This is a genomic window from Sphingomonas sp. ASY06-1R (genome assembly GCF_052180265.1).
GTDB lineage: Bacteria > Pseudomonadota > Alphaproteobacteria > Sphingomonadales > Sphingomonadaceae > Sphingomonas_I.
The window spans coordinates 1,127,618-1,143,952 of the sequence record NZ_CP197464.1 but is presented as its reverse complement, the minus strand read 5'-3'; the positions used below and the strand labels follow the sequence as shown (position 1 = coordinate 1,143,952).

Below are 16,335 nucleotides of genomic sequence, written 5' to 3'. Positions count from 1 at the left end.
CAGCCAGACCGGCCCCTGAACGACAGCCAGGCTCACGCTTCGCCGTGGGTTTCGATCAGCGCCGCGGCCATGGCTTCCGCAGGCGATTTTCCGCCCCAGAGCACGAATTGGAAGACCGGATAGAAACGCTCGCATTCATCGATGGCGGCTTCGATCAGCGTACCGGCTTGCTCCATCGTCAACGGATTCTCGCTGGATCCATCCAGCAGCGCCGCATGCCGAAACAGCAACATGCCGTTCGACGACCAGATTTCGAAATGCCCGATCCAGAGCTGTTCGTTCACCAGTCCGATCGTCTCGTAGACGGCCGCCCGCTTGTCCGGCGCGACGCGGATATCCGGCAGCGCCAGAAACTGCAGCACGCGATCGTCCTCACGCCACACGCCGCGCAATTCATACTGCGCCCAGCTGCCCGGCACAGTGGCGACGATTTCATCCTCGCCCACACGGTCATGCGTCCAGCCATGCGCTTCGAAATAGGTTTCGAGCGTATCGACCGGTGCTTCGTCTCCGCGCCCGTTCTCATACTCGTCGGCGATCATCATCGCACCTCAATTGCCTGCCCTGAAGGTAGCCCAGCCTGCTCGAGACGCAAGGCAGCTAGACCTGCAATGGTGACAAAACTGTGGATAGCTGGGGTAAAAGGATCGAATGGGATGTTAAAGCCCCGCTTCCTGGATCGCGGCGAGCGCGTTTTCGAACCGCTCATCGAAGCTCCCGCTGATCACCCGATAGACAACGCCCCGGCGTTCCAGCTCCGCCCGCGAAAGATCGAAGAATCGCCGCCGCCGGTCCACATCGCCAAAAAAGCGGGTTCCGTCGTCGATCCAGGGCATATCGATGTCGAGCAGAAGATAGAGTTTGGCGGTGGCATCGAAGCTTTCGAACCATGGATCGCGCTGCTCGAACAGCATGTCGGCCCACACCGCCGTCATCAACGGATCGGTATCGAGGAACAGCCGCCGCTGACATAAGCGCACGAGCGCGGCCGTCATCGCGCAATGCGTGCGGCCGATCGTGACCAGATCCTCCATGGTCAGATCCAGACCATATTGCTCGCAATAGGTCCGCCCATATTCGGGGACATAGAGCGTGCCGAAATGCGTCGCGAGCCGCTGGGTGAGCGTCGTCTTGCCCGTGCTTTCCGGCCCGTGAAGACAGATGGTCGACGCATAAGCCGGGCGCACCACCGGTGGGATGAACGGCCAACTGGCGAACGGATCGGTGCGGATTTCGGACGAGCGGACCGGCACCGCCGCATGGTCCGGATCGATCAGGACAAGGCGTGCGTCCAGCGCCGCCGCCAGCGGTTCCTGCCGCCCGTCGGAGGCGAAAATCCGCGCAATCGGTTCCGGATGGATTTCCCGCATCTGCGCTGCGAACGCCGCCAGGTTTTCGGCAGACGAAACGATGCTGTGCGGTGACGGCATGCGATGGGCAACCACCCGCAGCGCCGGAAACATTTCCAGCATCCACTGAACGCGCAAGGCGCCGGGCACGGCGTCTTCCGGCTGCCAGCAGACGATAATAGTAAGATGATCGACAAGCGCACGCGCGGTTCGGATGAGCGCGATATGCCCTCCGTGGAGCGGCATGAAACGGCCGAGCACCAGACCATGCGTCATATGCGTACCGCCTCCCGCTCGGCCCGGATCCATTGCCGCAACCCAAGCGACGAAAGAAGGAGGAATATAGCATAGAGCAGCACGGTGACAGGGAGCCCCTTGAGGGCGAATAGCGGGATCGCGAGCAGATCGATGATGATCCACAATATCCAATTCTCGATGCAACGCCGCGCCAGCAGGATCTGGGCAGAGATGCTCATCACGGCGATGGCACCATCCCACAGGGGAAAGGCCGCGTCGGTATTGGCATGCATGAAGGCGCCCCAGAGCAGGGTCACAACGCCGATCGTTACGATCCAGGCAATCCGGGCTGGGTTGGTCAGGCGACCCACGTCCACCGGACGCTGCGCCCCGCCCGCGCGCAACCACGCCCACCAGCCGTACAGCTGCGTCGCGAAGAAGAAGAGCTGCAGGATCGCATCGCTGTAGAGCTTCGCCGTGAAAAAGATGTCCGCGTACAGCGCGACCATGGCCAACCCGAACGGGTAGTTCCAGATGCTCCGCCGCATCAGCAGATAGACATTGGCGAGCCCAAGGATGGCCGCAATCGCTTCGAACAGGTTCACCGGCGCGTCGATAGCGAGCCACCACCGATGGCGCCACCATCTCGATCAACCATCAACAGCGGGTGTTGCGTCGATAGCGCTTGCAGCCCCGCCCCCCGCTCGCTAACAGGCCCCCGCTTGGCATCGCCGGTTCGCCCCCCGAGGGTATTGGAACCGCCTCCGTCGGGGAGTAGCTCAGCCTGGTAGAGCACTGCCTTCGGGAGGCAGGGGCCGGAGGTTCGAATCCTCTCTCCCCGACCATATATGCATCGAAAAACGATGCTATGCGGGCAGCTGGGCCTGTTCCAGACCGCCTTCATATGCCTTATAGCCGGCGTGGGAGAACCGCCCCCTGAAATCAGCGTATATCTCGCCCCCAAGATCGCGCCAGCGACGGCAAAAAGCATAATCTTCGGAAAGATACTGGCCGGTCTCCGCCTCTATCATGGTTTCGAACAGCATAGGGGCAGCCCGATCCGTCCGATCCCCCATATCCCGATGGCGTGCCTGCAGTTCGGGGTGGGCATCCGCCAAACGCTGCATCGCGGAGCGTTTCACCATTAGGAAGCCAGTGCCGACATAGGCCACGGCGCCATAGCCGTTCTCGTCGATCTCAGCGCTGTTCGTTGGACTTGGCAAGAAGCGCACCACGTAGCCGAGAGATGCTGCCTCAATGTCTTCACGCCCCGCCGCAATCGCCCGCTTGGCCCTGTCCCAGTTGATTTGCTTCAAAGGATAGACCCCACCGATCACATCACGGTCAGAGGCTACTAGACGGAAAACCTGTTCGGGCTTGAACCCGATATCAGCGTCTACAAACAACAGATGGGTGTGGACAGGATCTGCGAGAAAGGTGCCGGCCATTCTCCCCCGCGCGCGCGAGATCAATGCATCTCCGCCTTGCATGTCGACCTGGAGCCCGACCTTGCGATCCGAGCATTCGCGCTGCAACGCCAGCACGGAGGCGACATAATTCACGAACGCCTGCCCGCCGTAACACGGCGTCGCGAGATATATCGAAGTCTGCATGTCATTGTCTCCGGTAGGGCGGCCCAGATGTCGCGCCCGAGCGCGTTGTTGCCAGCAACTTAAGGCTGAAATGTTGTCCACGACGTATTTCTTGACCGTCCTTTGTCCAAGAAGAAATGAGGATCGAACATCCTCTGTGGGCGTGGACAGGAGCCGGAGGCTTGGATTCTCTCTCCCCCACCATCTCATTCATGTTTGCAATGGGATGCAGGGCGTGGGTCTTGAAAGCGACACGTCGGCATGACGTTCTTCGTCTTGCCCCCACATCGCGATCCCGCCTAAACGCGCGCATGATTTTGTCCTCACATGCGCGCCGCTGCTCCTTTTCCCTGATGCCCCTGGTTTTGCTGGCGCCGCCGCTGGCCGCCGCCGGGGCAAAAGCGGCCCCCGCCCAGGTCACCGCACCGCCACCGGTGCGCGCGGACAATGGGATCATCCCACTGCCCCTGACGCCGATCGTGCCGGCCGCGCAGCGCGTTTGCGCGGCTCGGACACCGGCAGGGCTTGGCTACACCATCTTGCGGCCGGGAACGGACGCAAAGCCGGCTGCGGACGCCACGGTGCTGGTGAATTATATCGGTTATCTGGCGGCGACGGGGGCCGTATTCGATCAGAACACGCAAACGCCCATGCCGGTTGGCGACGTCATTCCAGGGTTTTCGCAGGGTCTGCAGCTGTTAGGCAAAGGCGCTGTCGCGCGGCTCTGCATACCATCGGCGATGGGCTACGGCCCGCAAGCCGCCGGAACGATCCCCGCCAATTCCGATCTGGTCTTTCAGGTCGAGCTTCTGGATTTCCGGACGGCAGCGGAAATAGCGGACATGACCAAGCAGCGTGCGGCCGAGCAGGCTGCGCCGAAAGATAGCGCACCACAGCCCAAGTAAATCGGATTGGGCGGACCGTCCGTGTCATCTAGCATGGGCATGCTCGTGGAGCACGCACGCCGCTGACCGCTCAGTCGCGCGGCGCGCGTGCGATCACGGCCTGCGCCGCGCGGAGACGCGTCTTCCAAATTTTGACCGACGGATGCCCGGCCGCCAAGCCGGCCAGACGCCCTTCGATCTGCGCAGCTTCATGCTTCGCCGCGTCGAGCTCGGCCGCCGTCGGCGGCGGCACAATGTTGGCGCGCGTACGTGCGCCGGTGCGTCCCTTGGTCTTGCTCATCGACGGGCAGATGGTCCCAGATGCCGGCTTAGGTCAATGCGGTATGAAGACGATGATATTGGACCAGCCCGGCAGCCAAGGATCAGAGCGTCCGAGCGAGCGGAAGGATATGCTCGCGCGTGAGGGGCGCGAGCGGCATCGCCGCCGCCTCCGTCTGGCTGACCCACACGGCTTCCTCGATCTCCGACTGAATCATGACAATGTGCCGGACGCGGGCGTGATAGACCTCGGCCTCCACGATAAAGCCGGGCTCGTTCGCCGCCGATGCAGCAAACCGGCCCAGGTAGCGAAATTCTTCCTCGGCCAAAGACAGTCCGATCTCTTCGGTCAGCTCGCGGCGAAGCGCGGATAGCGCAGTCTCGCCGTCCTCAATCTTGCCCCCGGCCTGCATGAACCAGCGCGTACCAACCTTCCGAACGAGCAGCAGCCGTCCAGCGTCGTCGTCGAGCAAAGCCGCCGCGATGCGGATCGTGTGATGGATCTTCTGCCCCATCCGACAATGCTAGCAGCCGCCTCGTTGCGTATCGTTATTGATTGCAGCAACGGTCGCGCACTTATTCGTCACGGAAAAGTCGATCGACGAGCAGAACGACGCGCTCATCATGCGCACTTGGTCTGATACGCCCGGATCGCTCCAGTAGGGCCAAACCGTGAAGCGCGGCCCAAAACGTCTCGGCGGCGACCTCTCTCCCCTGCGCTGACGACGGAACGACCGCGACCAAAGCGGCGAAGGCTTTCCGCATCTCCGGTTTTGTGTCGGCGCCCGCGAAACGCAGGCTGGTCGGCAGCGTGAACATCGCGTCGTACAACGTCGAATGCGCCTCGGCGAAGCCGAGGTAGGCGAAAGCAACGCTGCGCAGCGGCGTGCGGTGATCGCCTGGGGAATGCGCCGCCGTCTCCAGCAAGCCGGCGAGCTCCGCAAAACCTTCGACGGCGATGGCGGCGACGATCGCATCGCGATTGGCGAAGTGTGCGTAGAGCACCGGCTGGCTATATTCGATCTCGTCGGCAAGGCGGCGGATCGTAACCGCAGGCCACCCCTCGCTCGCCGCGATCGCGCGAGCCGCCGCGATGATGCGGCGCTCGCGTTCGGCCCGCTCCCGGCCCTTTCGCTCCGTCACACCCATCGCCGATCTCCTCGCACCTGACGGCAATAGCATAACTCCTATTAAAATTCTAGCATCGCTAGATTATCTAGCGTTGGAAGGAGACGATCGATGCTTTGGTTTTCATTAGGCGTGGCGTTGTTGGCGGCAGTGGGGATCATCGGGCTCGGAGCCATGTACCTCCTTCGACCGAGGGTCATGACGTCCAGCTTCGGGCTCCCACTTCCCGAGGACGGACGAAACATCACCTGGTGGCTGCGACTCAAGGGGTCTCGCGACATCGCGTCAGGGTTGGTCGTGCTGGCGCTGATGGTCTGGGGCAGCGCCCATGTGCTCGGCATCATTCTGCTAATCCAGGCCATCATTCCGATGGGAGACATGTCCCTCATTCTGGCGGCGAAAGGCTCGACCAGGACGGCGCTTGGCGTCCATGGCCTGACCGCGGCGCTGATGATCGCCGCGGCGATCCCGTTGATCCTGGGCGGGGCGTAAGATCGTGCGCAAGGACACGGGCATGGCGACAAAATCCATAAGGCGACGATGCCCTTGTCGCACCCTGCGCTCGGGCGCATCGTCCGCCATCCGCCTGGAGGCCATGCATGAACCCGACCATCACCGCCTTCGCGCAGTCTCCGGATCGTGGACGGGGCCTGGCGCGTGACATGGCCGTGCGGTGGGCGCTGGAAGAGGTTGGCCGGCCTTACGATGTGCGCCTGCTCTCTTTCGCCGCGATCAAGGAACCGGCCCATCGCGCGCTGCAACCGTTCGGACAGATACCGACCTACGAGGACGGCACGCTCGCGCTGTTCGAGTCGGCGGCGATCGTTCTTCATATTGCGGAGCGCCATTCGGGATTGCTGCCCGACGACGCCAACGCCCGTGCACGGGCGATTGCGTGGATGTTCGCGGGCAAGAGCACGGTAGAACCGCCGATCGTCGAGCGCAGCATGGCATTGCTGTTGGAAGCGGATCGATCTTGGCATGCGGAACGCCTGACGATGCTCGATGAGCGGGTGCGCGTGCGGTTGGGCGATCTGGCGCAAGTCCTAACCGGCCGGGACTGGCTGGCGCAGGACTTTACGGCTGCCGATATTGTCATGGTCACGGTATTGCGCCGACTCGGCGGATCGGAATTGCTGAAGGAACAGCCGATCGTCGGCTCCTATGTCGCGCGGGGCGAAGCGAGACCTGCATTCCAGCGTGCGTTCGAGGCACAGCGCGCCGTGTTCGCCGCTACGGCTAAATAGGGCACGCGCGGGATTTTGTGGCGGCAAGCCCCCTGTGGTGCATTCAATTGAGCGAATGACGGTCATTCAGTGGCGCGTCGGCGTGCTGTCCGATCCGAAGCGGCGTATCCGCGCAGCGGCTGATCGGTCACGACGCTGAGCGGACGACTGTTGGGCGCAGCTGGCAATATGCGCTCTTGCCGACAAGTCCAGGAATGCTGCCGCCCCGCCATAAATCAGGGCCGTACGTAGTTCACAAAGCTGGCAGAGCCTCAGCGTGTTTGCGGCGGCTGTTTCTCAGCGGAGGTACCGGGCGGGCCTTTAAGGACCGCCTCTTTCAGGCTCGGATAGAGGAACGCCTGTCCATAGCCGCTCAGGTGATCGCCATCGAGGAAGAGCGGCTGATCGCCGTGGAAGGCGGAGCAGCGGCTGCTGGGGCAAAGGATGTCAAAGGCGTTCCATATCCGCACGTCGCCAAGCGCGTCCGCGATTGTGCGCATCTGTGCCAGCGGCTCGGCCCGCATCGCGTCCATCTCTGAACGGGCAATCTCGAACCCGGCGGCGCAGATCGGGTTCATGCGGTTGAACCAGTCGGAACAGCGGAACGGCACGGATCTGAAGACGGGCGTCGGGCTCTCGAACAGGATGGCGATGCCACGCGCCGACACTGGCCGCAGCAGTGCGACAGCTTCCGCAGTCGCGGCCCGTCGTTGCGCCGGATCGGACACCCAGGGTTGCACCGGCCCCCATTGATCCACCAGACGGGGTACGCGCAGGTTCGGCAGGAACAGCAGGTCGCCTTTACGTCCGGTGGCCGCAATCTCCGCGAGGGCCGCGCGGTAGAAATGCAGATCGCATCCCTCGATCGTGCGCATTGCGGTATTGAGCGGGAGGAAGCTGCAATGCGGGACGAAATAGGCCCGCACCGTGATGCCGGTATCTTCGGCAAGACGCCGTAATGCCGGCAGATAGGGCAGACTGTGCGAATCCCCCATCGCAAAGACCGTCCGCGCGCTGCCCCGTTCCGGCGCGAAGATCCGGACGACGCCACCGTTCATCTTGATCTGCGAATAGCGCACCGCGTGCAACGGCGGCGGCCCGACATGGTGGTTCCCCTTGCTGCTATACCACGTCGCGATGTCGGCGGTACGACTGAGGCTGATGCGGTTTTTTGCCGACAACAATCCCAGGCTGATCAGGGCGCCTGCTGCGAGCAACGCCAGCTGAAGCGCGATCTGCCGACGCGCCGAGCCGGCCTTGAGCCATGCGGAACGCTGCGTCGGCCGTTCGACCAGATAGTAAGACAGGAAACCGAGGAGCAGCGACCCGGCTACGGCAATCAGCCGAAGGGACGTCGTATCCAGGCCGATTGTCCACCGCATCAGCACGATCAGCGGCCAATGCCAGAGATAGATCGAATAGGAGGCCAAGCCCGTCACGCGGATCGGCTCGACCGCAAGCAACGTCGCTGCGCGCGTCGCCGGCCGCGCCACGGCGACCATGATGATCGCTGCCGTGCCTAGGTCGGCCAGGATGGCGAGCGGGAACGGGAAGCGCGGCCCCGGAGACGCGCAGAGGACGAACATAATCGCGGCCGCCCCGGTCAGCGCGACCAGGTTGAGCAATAAAGACGTCCACCGCGCAAGGACGGGCACCCAGCGCTCCTGCTTCAGACACAGCAGGACGCCGATGCCCAATTCCCAAAAGCGGCTGACGATCGAATAGAAAGCCAGCCGCGGATGGTCTTTCGACAAGAGGACGCAGGCCACCAAGGAGACTATGGCAAGCGTCGCCACGATGACCGCGCCGACCCCGCGGTGGGATCTTCCGGCACTTGCTTTGGAGAGGATGAGAATGGCCGGAAGCAACAGATAGAATTGCTCCTCGACGCCCAGCGACCAGGTATGCGTGAAAGGATTCAGCGTGGCGGTAGGCGAGAAATACGTATCGCCATTGAGGCCTAGGACGATGTTGCTGAACCCCGCGAAGGCCGCGAGCCCGGTGCGCTGCACCGTATCGCTGAGCCAGGCGCTCGGAACGAACAGGCAATATGCCAAGGTCGTCACGATCAGCACGACGGTCAGCGCCGGTGCAATGCGCCTGAGACGCCGTGCGTAAAAGGCGGCCAATAGTGCCCCCCGGCGATTCCCGCCGTCCGCCAGGATCGATCGGCTCACGACAAAACCGGAGATCACGAAGAAGATATCGACGCCGGCAAGGCCGCCGGGCAGCAGGCCAAACCCCGCATGATAGAACAGAACCGACAATACCGCGATCGCGCGCAGGCCGTCGATGCCGGCAATCCGCGCCACGCCGCCGTGTAAAGCGACCGGCGCTTTTCCGCTGATCATCGGCGCGCCGGCGGTTGAGCCCTATCGGACATCATGGCGTAACGTGGCCCGGCGACGGGCAAAGGCGGCGAATATAGCAGATGGCACCCATGACTATGACGATGACGATGCAAAGATCGCCGCACCTTGAAGCGTCGGCACGTACGGACGGGCACCATGCAGATCAACCAGGCTTCACCCTTATCGCCACCGTTCCGGTGCAAGCGGCTCCGGCCCCCATACAGGCCGCGCCGGTTATGTCCCGCTCATGGCGTGACGCCGCTGGGCGGCGCGATCGCGAATTGATGGACGAACCGGAGAACGACGCCCGTTTCTCCCGCCGCGCGCCGTTTCGGATCGGTGATATGCTGATCGAAAAAGAACAGCGATTCCGACGTACCGTCGGGCAGCACGCGCTGTTCGCCGGTCGAGCGGATGTGGATGTCCCCCTGGTCATCCTCGTACCTGTCGATCGGTTGAAAGCCGCCGATGCGCCATTCATACGCGTCGGCGACGGTGCGATAGGCCTGAAGATTGCCGATTGCAGCCGCGTTCCAGCGTACCGAGCAGGCATGAAAGGGCGGAAATTCCAACCACATCGATACGCCTTTTTCCAACTCCCAGCCGCGGGCGGGATCGTCGCGCATCGTGACCTTGACCTCGGCTGGCGTGAATTCCCGCTTGCTCCGCGTCGCCATCATGCCCTCGACCGCCTTGTCGTCGGGAAACGCCTTCAGGCAGATCTCATCGTATAATGCCACCATGCGCGCGAGCTGCGGATCCGCAGCGGCAGCGGCCATGGCTGCGGCCAATGCCATCCCCCCGATCACCATCAGCACTTCCTCCCGTTCAAGCCCATCATGCGCGTCCGACCTGTCGCTCGCCCCGCTCCTGATCGAGGATTATGGATCAAGGCGCCGTCAAACCGATCCGCGCGAGGAGCGAGGCGAAGTCTGGCGCTTCCGGGGTGACGCCATCGTCCCCGTCGAGTTCATGATCGATGAAGACGATCGCCGGGTGCGCGGGATCGCGGCGATAGTCGAACGCCCACACATTGCCGCCCGTGTCATCCGCGAACGGGAACAGGTCTGCCGGGTAACGCGGCATCATATGCTCGAAGGCAAAGTCGATCGAGTAGCTTCGGGATGCCTTGTCCAACTGCTCGGCCGGGGCCACCAACAGCAGCAGGAAGCTTACGAAGGCCGGGTCCTGAACAAGATCCTCGTCCAGGATCTCGCCTTGATGCGCCGTCACCAGATCCCGATAACCAGGCGGCAGGGGCCCACTCGCCAACGCCTGTAATCGGTCCAGGTCAGCCGGGCCCGGCGCTGGAAGTGCGGCGCGCAAATAGGGTTCCCACATCCCTCGCTCAGCGTGCGGGCGCGCCGCCGGTTCCAACGACCGATTGTGCGGCAGGAGCGGCGCGGACGGTCGGCGGGGCATTTTCCCAACCGCCGCCGAGCGCCTTGAACAGGCTGACCGCCTGCTCCGCCACATTGGTATCGGACTGCGCCAGCGCGATCCGCGCGGCGGCGCGATCCTGTTCGGCCACAAGCAGGTTGAGGAAATTGTCGCGGCCGCTGGTGAAGCGCAGGCGGGACAATTCGGCCGCATCGCTGGCGGCGGCATTGGCGCGCGCGAGCGCGGCATTTTCGGACAAGGCCGCGGTATAGCGAGCCAGCGCACTTTCCGTTTCGCGCAGTGCATTCAGCACGGTGCCCTGGAAACTGGAGAGCGAGGCGTCGGAGCCCGCGCGCGCCTGCGCGATCCGGGCGCGGGCAACGGCGATGTTCGGGAAGCTCCACGAGATGAGCGGACCGATCGAGTAACTGAAGGAGGCAGATTTGCCGAGATCGCTCGCCTTGGGCGCGCCCAGCCCGACCGAACCGAGCAAGTTGATCTGCGGGTACAGCGCCGCCGTCGCGATACCGATGCGCGCGGTATCCGCCGCCAGCGTGCGTTCGGCCTGCCGCACATCGGGACGACGGGCGAGCAAGGTCGCACCATCGCCAACCGGGATCGCCGTCTTGACCTTGGGGACGGCACGGCAGGCGGCGGCCGCCTGATCCAGTTCGGCCGGCGGGCGCCCGGTCAGGACGGCCAAGGCGTAGATTTCGGCACGACGATTGGCTTCCAGTGGCGGCACCTGCGCATTGGCCCGCTCGACCGTCACCGCCGCCTGATCGACGTCGCGGCGGGTACCCCGCCCCGCCTCCAGCAGCCGCCGCGTCAGCGACAGCGTGTTATTCTGCAGCCGTGCGGTTTCGCGCGCGACATCCGCCTGCTCGGCATAACCGCACGCATCGGCATAGCTTTGCGCGACCTGCGCCGCGACCGAGATGCGCACCCCGTCCAGGGCCGCCGCCTGCGCCTGATAATCGCCGCGCGCGGCCTCGATCGAACGGCGCACGCGCCCGAAGATGTCGAGTTCATAATTGGCATCGAAGCCGACCTGGAAATAGTCATAGGTGAAGCCGGACGGTCCATCCGTGCCGGTGCCCCCGCCAATGACCGATCCGGCGCCGCCGATGCCGGTATTCTGCAGGCCGGCGCGCCCGCGCGTATAGCTGCCGGACACGTTCGTGGTCGGCAGCAGGCCGGCCCGCTGTTCGGACAGCACGCCGCGCGCCTGGCGCAAATTCGCCTCGGCGCGCGCAATATCGGTATTGTAGGCGAAGGCGTCCGCGATCAGCCGATCCAGCACGGGATCGGCGAACAATTCCCACCAGCGTGGCGGCAGCGGCTGCGACGACAACAACGCCGAATTCTGGCTTTCCAGGAAGGGCTGCTTCGCCGGTTCGACCAGCGTGGGCGCATGATAATCGGGGCCAACGGCACAGCCTGCCAGCGCCAACAGCCCGATCAGCCCCAGAGCGCGGCGCATCATGCTGCATTCTCCGCCGGCGGACGACGGCGCAGTCGATCGGTCTGCTTGCGTGTCCACGCACCGAAGGACCGCGTGATGACGTAGAAGCTCGGCGTGAACAGCAGGCCGAAGATGGTCACGCCGATCATGCCGAAGAAAACGGCTACGCCCAGCGCCTGACGCATCTCGAAGCCCGGTCCGCGCGAGATGACGAGCGGAAGCACGCCCAGCACGAACGCGATCGACGTCATCAGGATCGGTCGGAGCCGCTGGTGCGCCGCGCGTTCGGCGGCCTCGCGCGGCGACAAGCCCTCATCCTCGCCCTGGCGGGCGAATTCGACGATCAGAACCGCATTCTTGGCGGCAAGGCCGACAAGCACGACCAGCCCAACCTGCGTCAGCACATTATTGTCCATACCGAAGGCATCGACGCCCAGGATCGCGGCGAGCAGACACATCGGCACGATCAGGATGACGGCCAAGGGTAGCACCAGACTTTCATATTGTGCGGCGAGCAACAGGAAGACGAACAGTACCGCCAGCGCGAAAACGTAGATGCCGGTATTGCCCGCCTGCTGCTGCTGATAGGCCAGATCGGTCCATTCGAAGCTCATGCCCTTGGGCAAGACCTTGGCGGCAACCGCCGCCATCGTCTTGAGCGATTGGCCGGACGAATATCCCCGTGCGGAATCCCCCTGCAGTTCGGCTGAGGGATACAGATTGTAGCGGACGACGCGATAGGGTCCGGTATCGTCCTTCACCGTCAGCACCGCGCCCAGCGGTACCATCTTGCCCGATTCCGTACGCGCCCGCAGGCGTTCGATATCGGAGCGCGACTGGCGGAAGCGCGCATCCGCCTGCGCCGTCACGCGCCACGTCCGCCCCAGATAGTTGAAGTCGTTGACGTAGGTGGATCCCAGATAGGAACCGAGCGCGCCGAACACGTTGCCGACGTCCAGCCCCAGCTGCTGGGCACGCAGGCGATCGACATCCGCCGTCAGACGCGGTGTGCGGGTGTTGAACGTGGTGAAGGCGGAGGAAATACCTTCGCTCTGATTGGCGGCGCCCATCATCGCGAATGCCGCCTTCTCCAGCGCGGCATAGCCGAGCCCGCCGCGGTCCTCGATATTCATCTTCCAGCCACCGCCCGTGCCGATGCCCTGCACCGGTGGCGGCGGGATGACGAGGATATTGCCCTCCGTCAGGCCGGCAAAGGCGCCCCGCAACTGGTTGGCGAATTCGTCGGCGGTGATGTTGTCGCGTTCCTTGCGCTCCTTCAGCAGCACGAAGATCACACCCGTATTGGGCGCGGTGGTGAAGGTCGCGCCGTCGAAGCCGGCGAAGGCGACGTCGGTGCGCGTGCCCTTCAGCTTGTGCGCCTCCGCCATCGCGCGCTCCATGAAGGCGCTGGTGCGCTCGAGCGAACTGCCCGGCGGCATCTGCACCGCCGCGATCAGATAGCCTTGATCCTGCGCGGGAATGAAGCCGGTCGGCGTCGCGTAGAAGCGCCAGCCGGCGACCAGCAGCAGCACCACATAGATGATGCCGACAAGGCCCAATTTGGTCAGCAACCGCGCGGTCAACCGGCCGTAGCGATCGGACAAGCGGCTGAAGCCGCGGTTGAAGCCGTTGGCGAAGCGCCGCGGCCAGCCGCGCGGACCGTCCGGAACCGTGTCGTCATGGCGGCGCGGCTTGAGCAGCAAGGCCGCCATGGCGGGCGACAGCGTCAGCGACACAAAGGCGGAGATTGCGGTCGCGGACACGATCGTGAGCGCGAACTGCTTGTAGAATTGGCCCGAAATGCCGGGAATGAAGGCGGTCGGTACGAACACGCCGCACAACACCAGCGCAATCGCGATCAGCGCCCCCGAAACCTCGTCCATCGTCTTGTGCGCGGCGTCGAGCGCGCTCAGCCCCTCTTCCTCCATCAGCCGCTCGATATTCTCGATCACGACAATGGCGTCGTCGACGACGATGCCGATCGCGAGAACGAGGCCGAACAGGGACAGATTGTTGAGGCTGAACCCGAACAATTTCATCGCCGCGAACGCGCCGATCAACGAGATCGGGATCGCCACCAGCGGTACGATCGCCGCACGCCAGCTTTGCAGGAACAGCAACACCACCAGCGCCACCAGGATCAGCGCCTCCACCAGGGTGCGCCGCACCTCGGCAATGGATTCGGAAATGTAGGTCGTCGGCTGATAGGGGATGGCGTAGGTCATCCCCGGCGGGAAGCTCTTGGCCATCTCCTTGAGCGTGTCCTCGACCGACGCCGCCGCAGCGAGCGCATTGCTGCCCGGCAATTGCGTCACCGCCAGCACCGACGCAGGCTGACCATGAACATAAGCGTTAGTCGTATAGTCCTGCGCGCCCAGTTCGATGCGCGCGACGTCACGCAACCGCGTCAGCCCACCGTCATCGCGGCGCTTCAGCACGATGTCGCCAAATTGCTCGATCGTGCTCAGCCGGCCGACCGTCTGGATGCCCAGTTGGAAAGCGCTGTTGCCCCCCTTGTTGAAGGGCGGCGCGCCGATCGAGCCGGCCGCGACCTGAACGTTCTGAGCGCGGATGGCCGCGATCACCTCTTCCACGGTCAGGTTGCGCGCGGCCGCCTGATCGGGATCGATCCACACCCGCATCGCGAAATCGCGTCCGCCGACGGTGCGCGTGTCGCCCACGCCCGAAATACGCTTGATGCGGTCGGCAATCTGCAGCGTGACGTAATTGCTGATATATTGTTGGCTGAGCGACTTATCCGGCGAATAAAATGCGATCGCCATCAGGAAGTTAGGCGAGGCCTTGCGCACAGTGACGCCGATATTGCGCACCTCTTCCGGCAGGCGCGGCTCGGCTTCCGACACGCGGTTCTGCACCAGCACCTGCGCGCTGTTGACGTCGGTGCCCGGCGCGAAGCTGATCGTGATGGTGAGCGTACCATCGCCGACCGCGGACGAGGACATGTAGATCATGTTCTCGACGCCGTTAATCTGCTCTTCCAGCGGCACCGCCACCGTTTCCGCCATCGTCTCGGCGGTCGCGCCGGGATATGCGGCGGTGACGGTGACGGTCGGCGGCGCGATTTCCGGATATTGCCCGACTGGCAATGTCGGATAGGCGATCGCCCCGACGATCACGATCAGGATCGACAGCACTGCTGCGAAGATCGGCCGATCGATGAAGAAGTGCGGGAAGCGCATGCGCTTAACGCGCGCCGTCGGTGAAGGTGGCGGCGGTCGGCTGCGGCGCCGTCACCGACAGGGGCGACGGCCCGCTATCGGTGGACCGCGCTTTGATCGTCGTGCGCTTCGGCTTGACCGTGGCGCCCGGCTGCAACGCGCCGATGCCGTCGAGCACGACCAGGTCGGTCGGCGCGATGCCGTCGCGGATTGCGCGTAGCCCCATCACCTCCGGCCCCAGCTCCACCACGCGCTGGACGGGCTTGCCGTCGCGGCCAAGCACCCAGACGAGCTTGCGCGACTGATCGGTCACGATCGCCTCGTCAGGCACGAGCAGCGCCTTGTAGGTGCCCGAGCCGAGCAGGCGCGCACGGCCGAACATGCCGGGCGTCAGGAAATGATCGGGGTTGGGAACCACCGCATGCGCCTGGATCGTGCCAGATTCGGGATCGAGCGCATTGTCCACGAACGCCATGCGGCCGCGATGCGTATAGCCGGTTTCATCCGCGAGCTGGATGTCGACCGGATTGGAGGCGCTGCGCGACGAGCCGCGGGTGCCGCGCTTCGCTTCGCGTAGATATTTGAGATAGAAGGCTTCCGCACCGTCGAAGGCGAACCAGATCGGGTCGAGCGAAACGATGGTGGTAAGCACGGTGTCGCCCGAGGTCACCTGATCCCCCAGCGAAACCCGTCGGCTGGACACGCGGCCGGATACGGGCGCGCGCACCGTGGTGAAGCCCAGGTTCAGCCGCGCAAGATCGGCATTGGCACGCGCGGCCTTCAGGTTGGCGGTTTGTGTGCGAACCTGTGCCTGGTCGTTTTCCAGCTCTTCACGGCTGACCGCCTGCGCCTGTGCCAGCTTGGCCGAACGGCGTTCGACCGACGTCGCGTTGACGAGCGCCGCCTGGCTGGCCGCGATCTGCGCTTCCGACTGGGCGAGCTGGGCTTGATAGGGCCGCGGATCGATGACGAACAACGCGTCGCCGGCGCGCACATCCTGGCCATCGCGGAACAGGATGCGGCTGACGACGCCGGTCACCCGCGCGCGCAACGTCACCGACTGCGGCGCCTGGAAACGGCCGACATATTCGTCCCAATCGACGACCTCGCGTTGCAGCGGCAGCGCGACCGACACCGTCGGCGGCGGAGGCGCCGGAGGCGCTTTCTTCCCGCACCCCGCGCATGCGATCAGCATCGCAATCAGGACGATATATCGCGACATGGTGCCCGCCCCCCTGGCCAGACATAGCCCTAGCATCGCCAGC

The 16,335-nt window shown here is 64.2% G+C and carries 16 protein-coding genes and 1 tRNA gene; 4 read left to right on the top strand and 13 right to left on the bottom strand.

Annotated elements, in window-relative coordinates:
• Positions 1 to 32: 32 nt before the first annotated feature.
• From ACSBM8_RS05615 to pnuC, 3 genes are all read right to left on the bottom strand, one after another.
• The gene (locus tag ACSBM8_RS05615) at positions 33 to 545 is read right to left on the bottom strand and encodes a YbjN domain-containing protein (RefSeq protein ID WP_442680674.1); all 513 of its coding nucleotides are present in this window, start codon (positions 543 to 545) and stop codon (positions 33 to 35) included.
• Between the two features lie 114 nt (positions 546 to 659).
• Positions 660 to 1,625: an AAA family ATPase gene (locus ACSBM8_RS05610; RefSeq protein ID WP_442680673.1), complete on the bottom strand. Its 966-nt coding sequence runs from the start codon at positions 1,623 to 1,625 to the stop codon at positions 660 to 662.
• Positions 1,622 to 2,191 carry a nicotinamide riboside transporter PnuC gene (gene pnuC, locus ACSBM8_RS05605; protein WP_442680672.1) on the bottom strand — a complete coding sequence of 190 codons (570 nt, stop codon included), beginning with the start codon at positions 2,189 to 2,191 and terminating at the stop codon, positions 1,622 to 1,624. Before pnuC ends, ACSBM8_RS05610 begins: the two co-directional genes overlap by 4 nt.
• Positions 2,192 to 2,354: 163 nt before the next feature.
• Here pnuC and ACSBM8_RS05600 point away from each other — a divergent pair.
• Positions 2,355 to 2,431: transfer RNA gene (locus ACSBM8_RS05600), tRNA-Pro, on the top strand.
• A 21-nt stretch (positions 2,432 to 2,452) separates the two neighbouring features.
• Here ACSBM8_RS05600 and ACSBM8_RS05595 read toward each other — a convergent pair.
• Positions 2,453 to 3,199, bottom strand: a complete 747-nt coding sequence (locus ACSBM8_RS05595; protein ID WP_442680671.1) for a hypothetical protein — start codon at positions 3,197 to 3,199, stop codon at positions 2,453 to 2,455.
• Positions 3,200 to 3,531: 332 nt separating this feature from the next.
• Here ACSBM8_RS05595 and ACSBM8_RS05590 point away from each other — a divergent pair, with 332 nt between their 5' ends.
• Positions 3,532 to 4,083 (top strand): FKBP-type peptidyl-prolyl cis-trans isomerase, encoded by a 552-nt coding sequence (locus ACSBM8_RS05590; protein WP_442680670.1) that lies wholly within the window; start codon positions 3,532 to 3,534, stop codon positions 4,081 to 4,083.
• A gap of 70 nt (positions 4,084 to 4,153) precedes the next feature.
• Here the strand turns inward: ACSBM8_RS05590 and ACSBM8_RS05585 are convergent, their stop codons facing one another.
• The 3 genes from ACSBM8_RS05585 to ACSBM8_RS05575 all read right to left on the bottom strand — a co-directional run bounded on the left by ACSBM8_RS05585 (position 4,154) and on the right by ACSBM8_RS05575 (position 5,484).
• Positions 4,154 to 4,363: a hypothetical protein gene (locus ACSBM8_RS05585; RefSeq protein WP_442680669.1), complete on the bottom strand. Its 210-nt coding sequence runs from the start codon at positions 4,361 to 4,363 to the stop codon at positions 4,154 to 4,156.
• An 82-nt stretch (positions 4,364 to 4,445) separates the two neighbouring features.
• Positions 4,446 to 4,856, bottom strand: a complete 411-nt coding sequence (locus ACSBM8_RS05580) for an NUDIX hydrolase (RefSeq protein ID WP_442680668.1) — start codon at positions 4,854 to 4,856, stop codon at positions 4,446 to 4,448.
• 61 nt (positions 4,857 to 4,917) lie between these two features.
• On the bottom strand, positions 4,918 to 5,484 hold the full coding sequence (locus tag ACSBM8_RS05575; RefSeq protein ID WP_442680667.1) for a WHG domain-containing protein: 567 nt from the start codon (positions 5,482 to 5,484) through the stop codon (positions 4,918 to 4,920).
• 183 nt (positions 5,485 to 5,667) lie between these two features.
• On the opposite strand from ACSBM8_RS05575, the gene ACSBM8_RS05570 reads away from it, so the two are divergent.
• Together ACSBM8_RS05570 and ACSBM8_RS05565 are read left to right on the top strand one after the other, a co-directional pair.
• Positions 5,668 to 5,961 carry a DUF4267 domain-containing protein gene (locus tag ACSBM8_RS05570; RefSeq protein ID WP_442680666.1) on the top strand — a complete coding sequence of 98 codons (294 nt, stop codon included), beginning with the start codon at positions 5,668 to 5,670 and terminating at the stop codon, positions 5,959 to 5,961.
• Positions 5,962 to 6,068: 107 nt separating this feature from the next.
• Complete coding sequence (locus ACSBM8_RS05565) at positions 6,069 to 6,716, top strand: glutathione S-transferase family protein (protein WP_442680665.1); 648 nt, start codon at positions 6,069 to 6,071, stop codon at positions 6,714 to 6,716.
• Positions 6,717 to 6,967: 251 nt separating this feature from the next.
• Here ACSBM8_RS05565 and ACSBM8_RS05560 read toward each other — a convergent pair whose 3' ends face one another.
• The 6 genes from ACSBM8_RS05560 to ACSBM8_RS05535 all read right to left on the bottom strand — a co-directional run bounded on the left by ACSBM8_RS05560 (position 6,968) and on the right by ACSBM8_RS05535 (position 16,292).
• The gene (locus tag ACSBM8_RS05560) at positions 6,968 to 9,046 is read right to left on the bottom strand and encodes an acyltransferase family protein (RefSeq protein WP_442680664.1); all 2,079 of its coding nucleotides are present in this window, start codon (positions 9,044 to 9,046) and stop codon (positions 6,968 to 6,970) included.
• A 245-nt stretch (positions 9,047 to 9,291) separates the two neighbouring features.
• Positions 9,292 to 9,858 carry a hypothetical protein gene (locus ACSBM8_RS05555; RefSeq protein WP_442680663.1) on the bottom strand — a complete coding sequence of 189 codons (567 nt, stop codon included), beginning with the start codon at positions 9,856 to 9,858 and terminating at the stop codon, positions 9,292 to 9,294.
• 76 nt (positions 9,859 to 9,934) lie between these two features.
• The gene (locus ACSBM8_RS05550) at positions 9,935 to 10,387 is read right to left on the bottom strand and encodes an SMI1/KNR4 family protein (RefSeq protein WP_442680662.1); all 453 of its coding nucleotides are present in this window, start codon (positions 10,385 to 10,387) and stop codon (positions 9,935 to 9,937) included.
• 7 nt (positions 10,388 to 10,394) lie between these two features.
• Positions 10,395 to 11,912: an efflux transporter outer membrane subunit gene (locus ACSBM8_RS05545; RefSeq protein ID WP_442680661.1), complete on the bottom strand. Its 1,518-nt coding sequence runs from the start codon at positions 11,910 to 11,912 to the stop codon at positions 10,395 to 10,397.
• On the bottom strand, positions 11,909 to 15,091 hold the full coding sequence (locus tag ACSBM8_RS05540; protein WP_442680660.1) for an efflux RND transporter permease subunit: 3,183 nt from the start codon (positions 15,089 to 15,091) through the stop codon (positions 11,909 to 11,911). Before ACSBM8_RS05540 ends, ACSBM8_RS05545 begins: the two co-directional genes overlap by 4 nt.
• Positions 15,092 to 15,095: 4 nt before the next feature.
• Positions 15,096 to 16,292, bottom strand: coding sequence for an efflux RND transporter periplasmic adaptor subunit (locus tag ACSBM8_RS05535; protein ID WP_442680659.1), 1,197 nt, complete (start codon positions 16,290 to 16,292; stop codon positions 15,096 to 15,098).
• Positions 16,293 to 16,335 lie beyond the last annotated feature (43 nt).

Coding starts and splice junctions, on each gene's coding strand:
- ACSBM8_RS05615 (WP_442680674.1), bottom strand. CDS start 545: ATGATGATCGCCGACGAGTATGAGAACGGGCGCGGAGACGAAGCACCG.
- ACSBM8_RS05610 (WP_442680673.1), bottom strand. CDS start 1,625: ATGACGCATGGTCTGGTGCTCGGCCGTTTCATGCCGCTCCACGGAGGG.
- ACSBM8_RS05595 (WP_442680671.1), bottom strand. CDS start 3,199: ATGCAGACTTCGATATATCTCGCGACGCCGTGTTACGGCGGGCAGGCG.
- ACSBM8_RS05590 (WP_442680670.1), top strand. CDS start 3,532: ATGCCCCTGGTTTTGCTGGCGCCGCCGCTGGCCGCCGCCGGGGCAAAA.
- ACSBM8_RS05585 (WP_442680669.1), bottom strand. CDS start 4,363: ATGAGCAAGACCAAGGGACGCACCGGCGCACGTACGCGCGCCAACATT.
- ACSBM8_RS05580 (WP_442680668.1), bottom strand. CDS start 4,856: ATGGGGCAGAAGATCCATCACACGATCCGCATCGCGGCGGCTTTGCTC.
- ACSBM8_RS05570 (WP_442680666.1), top strand. CDS start 5,668: ATGACGTCCAGCTTCGGGCTCCCACTTCCCGAGGACGGACGAAACATC.
- ACSBM8_RS05565 (WP_442680665.1), top strand. CDS start 6,069: ATGAACCCGACCATCACCGCCTTCGCGCAGTCTCCGGATCGTGGACGG.
- ACSBM8_RS05560 (WP_442680664.1), bottom strand. CDS start 9,046: ATGATCAGCGGAAAAGCGCCGGTCGCTTTACACGGCGGCGTGGCGCGG.
- ACSBM8_RS05555 (WP_442680663.1), bottom strand. CDS start 9,858: ATGGTGATCGGGGGGATGGCATTGGCCGCAGCCATGGCCGCTGCCGCT.
- ACSBM8_RS05550 (WP_442680662.1), bottom strand. CDS start 10,387: ATGTGGGAACCCTATTTGCGCGCCGCACTTCCAGCGCCGGGCCCGGCT.
- ACSBM8_RS05545 (WP_442680661.1), bottom strand. CDS start 11,912: ATGATGCGCCGCGCTCTGGGGCTGATCGGGCTGTTGGCGCTGGCAGGC.
- ACSBM8_RS05540 (WP_442680660.1), bottom strand. CDS start 15,091: ATGCGCTTCCCGCACTTCTTCATCGATCGGCCGATCTTCGCAGCAGTG.
- ACSBM8_RS05535 (WP_442680659.1), bottom strand. CDS start 16,292: ATGTCGCGATATATCGTCCTGATTGCGATGCTGATCGCATGCGCGGGG.